Annotated in this window: 3 protein-coding genes and 1 pseudogene; 1 reads left to right on the top strand and 3 read right to left on the bottom strand. The window is 36.0% G+C overall.

Annotated elements, in window-relative coordinates; translation table 11 throughout:
* Positions 1-512: pseudogene (locus AC3DU7_RS24545) on the bottom strand (hypothetical protein); the annotation flags it as partial.
* Positions 499-1,818: an ATP-binding protein gene (locus AC3DU7_RS24550; RefSeq protein ID WP_488041915.1), complete on the bottom strand. Its 1,320-nt coding sequence runs from the start codon at positions 1,816-1,818 to the stop codon at positions 499-501. The pseudogene AC3DU7_RS24545 and the gene AC3DU7_RS24550, both read right to left, overlap by 14 nt.
* 341 nt (positions 1,819-2,159) lie before the next feature.
* Between AC3DU7_RS24550 and AC3DU7_RS24555 the strand changes: the two genes are divergently transcribed.
* Positions 2,160-2,441, top strand: coding sequence for a hypothetical protein (locus AC3DU7_RS24555; protein ID WP_488041916.1), 282 nt, complete (start codon positions 2,160-2,162; stop codon positions 2,439-2,441).
* 334 nt (positions 2,442-2,775) lie between these two features.
* Here AC3DU7_RS24555 and AC3DU7_RS24560 read toward each other — a convergent pair.
* A partial coding sequence (locus tag AC3DU7_RS24560) for a WD40 repeat domain-containing protein (RefSeq protein ID WP_488041917.1) occupies positions 2,776-5,163 on the bottom strand: 2,388 nt, incomplete at its 5' end.

Consider the following 5,163-nt stretch of genomic DNA (forward strand, 5'->3'; position numbering starts at 1 on the left):
AATATTCCTGCCCCACTCTCTAAAACTGTTTGATAAACAGACTCACTCGTCTGCCTAATAAAATCTATTAATTCATCAGTAGAAATTTCAAATACAGTCAAACTTGACCTATTTTCAAAATCAGGAATCAACTGAATAAACTTCCGCGAAACCTCTTCATTTATCCATAATACTATCGGAAAATGAAGGTTTTTTCTAAACTCGTCTAATACTAAACTCATTGAGCGGAGTAACTCATCCACATCTACTACTGATTCTAAACCCCATACCATCAAAGCATCTAGCTGTTGATTTTCTTGACGTTTTTGGATAGTTGCATAAAGTGAACTAACTGACTTATCCAGCATCAACTCCTGCAAAACCCCAGAAAAATATACCTGGAGTTGTGGGATTAGGCGATCGCGCTGACTCAGATAACTATAGCGAGCTAGAAACAGCCTAAATTTTCCTTGAGACATTTTCATGCCCCTAACTAACCTCTGCAATGATGCTCGATCGTTAACTTCTGTCATTTTTTAACTCCGGTACATCTTTTAATATAGGGTTAATGTCAAACCAAGAACCTATTTCATCTTGGTATTCATAGACAAACATACTTCGGATTAAAGTTTGGTATCCGTCATCTCCTGTTACTTTCTTTTTCTTAGCTACCTGGCGTAATAATTCCCACTCCCGCTCATCTATAGCTAAAACTCGCTCATTGCGATAGCTTCTAATGATATTTTTAACACTATTATGAGAGATTGGTAACTTATCCTCTTCCATAATAGCATCATTAACTATGCGCAATACATTTCTTACATGACCACCACTGAAACGACATAAGTAATCTAAAGTTTCCTGAGTATCAAAGATTTCCGTAACTTTTGCCAAACGTTGCTGTGGATTTAATCCTGGAAACGCCCTTGCCAACACTAACTGTCGAACTAACTCCATTCCTTCAGCACATTCACTACCATCGCGTAACTGTGTCGCCACCATTGGCAATACCTGGGGACTTTTTTTAAATCTTTGAATTAATGTTTCATAGTCATTGGAAAATCTTAGCGCTAAAGGAATAGTATAAATTACATGACACTGAAGTGCTGCTAGTTGTCCCCCTCGGTCTACAAATAAATATTCTGGTTGAGTTTTGTCCTGATATTTAATAGTATTATCAACTTTATCAAGATTATCAACCATGACTACTAATCCATTTTTGCCATACTGTTTCAGCTTTTCGTTAGCAGGTTCGAGCAATTCTTGGTTAATAGTTTCAATAATGCCACTGGTGCGGGGTCCGAGATATTCTCTGAGTTTACTACGAACTTCAGGACTAGCCTTGGCCTCAGCAGTTATTTTGCCAATTCCGAAAGAGAGTTCAATCTTAGATATTTCAATTTCTGTCTGCAATAATTTGGCAGCTCCCTGGAGTATACCTTTTAGTCTGTTGGCTTCCTTTATGTTAAAGTTTTCCAACTCCTCTAAACTTTCACTAACTTGTTGGACAATAGTTAGAAGGATATCCCCTACATCTACATCTCCCATTTCTAGGTTTTTGTCAGACTCAACGTAGACAACGTGAAAGCCTTCTATTTCCAACTGTTGCTTGAGCCGCCATAATTCTGTAGATTTGCCACAACCAATATGTCCAGTAAATAGTTGACAAGTAGGTCGGCCTGAAGACCAGAGAATGGTCTTTTGTAATTTCTTGATAACTTGTCCCCCACGCACAGCCGAGAAGTCAATATAGTATCTATTGTCAATTTCTGCATTGTCTACAAACAGAGGAATTCCAGGGTCTGTTGCCTGAAAAAAAGCTTTGGGATCTAAAGCCATAATTATTTATGAGAAGCTACTGCTCAATTTTATCGTAGGGAATAGGGAACAGGGAAAATTTGGTCTTCTACCAAGAAGAAAATAAAAAATTACAATTGTCAAAGAAAACTTTATACTTACTAATAATCAGGGATTTTTACTACAGATAGTTTGTTGACGTAAACCCTAATAATTTTCGGAAATCTAGATTATGCTAATGTAGATTTAAGAGTAGACATCTTAAATAGCTGTAAAATTACTCACTAATTGCTAAAATCTAATTAAGATAGACTTCTGCGTTTGTCAATTCTTTTTACAGATGTCTGAGACAATAAAAGTTAGAGTTGAGGATTAATTTAATTATGATTAATAAATTCTTAGTAGTAGGATTGATTTGTTATAGCACGGTAGGCTTGGGTTTATTGGAAATAGCTTCGGCTACTCATTTACCTAGCACTCAACTACCAAAAAAAATAGCTGCTCAGGGAACTGGAGAAGACCCTAAAGACCCCGATCAACAATGCAGAGATTGTGATTTTAAAAATGATAATGATTTAGTAATGACATCAATTAAACTTGCAAGTCAGGGAACTGGAACAGACCCGTTTGAGGAAGATAGCGAACCTAATGATTCGTATATTTAGTAGAGCAGAGTTTTCTTAGTATTAACCTTGAATATAACTAGAGAAAAAGGCAAGATTTTGATTTAGGCATTTTCATCTTTTGAATGACAGCAGTTTTTGTGATTAGTAGACCAAAGTAGAGACGTTCCATGGAACGTCCCTACAAGGCTTTTGGTTTTGACTATGTGGTTCATCCATTTGAAAAGGGCTGTAAAAAGTGAAAGCAAACGATATCATAGTAAAAATATTTTTTGATTCAAAGCCAACTTAGGTATCATGTAAAAAAAAGTTCTACAAATTTTATCTGAAATGGATTGTGAAACTAGCTTCCATACAAGTTCCTAGATAAAACATCCTATTTTTTATCGCTGATATTACAAAAATTTCGATCTGATTCTAGTACATTAGGTGTATTTTCCAAGTAATCATTAATCCAGTTGCAGCTATGCATCAATAGCATATCTAAATCTAAATGCCACAAAATCACCGTTTGATCGTTGCTAGCAGAAACAAGTAACTTCCTATCATTGCTGAAACGAACTGAACGAACTTCCTGACTATGCCCCTGCAAAGAGTTGATTTCTCTTCCGTCACCATACCAAAGTTTTACAGTGCCATCCCAACTTGCAGATACAATAAATTTTCCATCTGAACTAAAATCAAGACGAGAAACCGCTCTAGTATGACCTTTTAAGGTATTGATATCTCTATCATTTTGATCCCAAATTTTGATTGTATTGTCTCGGCTACCCGAGGCAATTAGCTCACCATCAGGACTAAAATTTACAGTATAAACATGATCTAAGTGTTTTTTCAAGGTTTTAATTAAATTGCCATTGGGTTTCCACAATTTTATGGTTTTGTCATCGCTGACAGAAGCAAGAATTGTACCATCTGGACTGAAAGTAACCTGACTGATTGGACTTTGATGACCTGTTAAAGTGCTAATTAGTCTACCATCACGATACCAAATTTTAATAGTATGATCCTCACTAGCAGAGGCAATTATCTGACCATCTGGGCTAAAACTCACACTACTTACTATATCCAAATGCCCTGTTAAAGTCTTGATCAAACTACCGTCAGGATGCCAGAGCTTTATAGTTTTATCCCCACTAGCAGAGGCAATCATCTGAGCATCTGGACTAAAGTTCACTTCAAAGACTCTATCTGTATGTCCTCGGAAAGTTTGAAGAAGAGTACCATCACGATGCCAAAGTTTAATAGTATGATCGGCGCTAGCAGTAGCAATCATCTGATCGTCAGGACTCAAAGTTACACTCAAGACTGTATCTTGATGACCTCGGAGTCTAGGTATACTATTCTTTTGCCAAAGTTTGATTGTACTATCTCTGCTAGAAGAGGCAATTATTTTGCCGTTGGCGCTAAATCTTACACTGTAAATTCTATCTATATGACCATTAAAAGTTTCCAGTAAAATACCGTCTAAACTCCAGAGTTTTATAGTTCGATCCCAACTAGCTGAAATAATGCTTTGCCCATCTGGACTAAAACTTACGCTTCTTACGCTATCGGTATGCCCTGAAATACTTTTTTTTAGATTGCCATCTAAACGCCAAAGTTTAATAGTTTGATCTTCACTTGCCGAAGCAATAGTTTGACCATCAGGACTAAAAGTTGCTTCATACACAGTACCACTATGTCCTGTAATAGTTTTAACTAAGGTACCATCTAAGCGCCAAAGTTTGATGGTTTTGTCTTGGCTAGCTGAGACAATAAATTTACCATTGGAGCTGAAATTAACACTTTTAATTTCATCACTATGTCCTGTAATAGTTTTAACTAAGGTACCATCTAAGCGCCAAAGTTTGATGGTTTGATCTTTACTAGCTGAGGCAATAGTTTGACCATCAGGACTAAAAATAACACTTTTAACTGTTTCTTTATGTCCTGTAATAGTTTTAACTAAGGTACCATCTAAGCGCCAAAGTTTGATGGTTTGATCTTTACTAGCTGAAGCAATTAACTGACCGCCAGAACTGAAACTAACGCTAAAAACTCGATCTGTATGTCCTTTGAGAGTTTGCAACAATTTTCCATCCAGACTCCAAAGTTTAACTGTATTATCGGCACTAGCTGAAGCCAATATTTGACCATCAGGGCTAAAATTAATACTGTATACTTTATCAGTATGTTTTTCTAAACTCTTGCGCTGTTTTACTAGGTAGATAGATTGCTGCAAAGTTGTTATAACTCGCATTTGAGTCTTGTCATCTACTTTTGCCCAAGTTATATTTCGTAATTTTCTAGCTGCTCTAACACTTTCTATCAAAGCATCAAATTTTTTATTGGAAACCAGAAGAGTATTAGCAGAGGCCGTTAGACTATTAATTTCACTAATAACTATTGCTCTTTGCTGTGCTTTCACTCCAAAATATGCTGCTATAGTTAGCAATACTATAATTACAAATGATCCTCCTTTTTCCAATATTATTCGACGTTTTCGTTCGGTTTCTAATTCTGTTAATAAATCAAGTTCTTTCTGCAAATTCTGTCGTTTTTTCCTTTCCTTTTTTAACTCTTGAAACAATTCATTTTCTTTCCTTTGCCGAATAAAAGCAACTAAATAATCATGCACTAACTGATAACGTTCTGCTGGTTTTTCTGGCAACAAAAACACTAAACTAGACTCGACAAAAATATTTAATACTAACTCTAACTCTTGCTCTTGAAACTCACTTTCTTTCACCAATTCAGCCTGAGTTTTTAGTGGGCGAGTATT

Source organism: Okeania sp., from assembly GCF_983059655.1.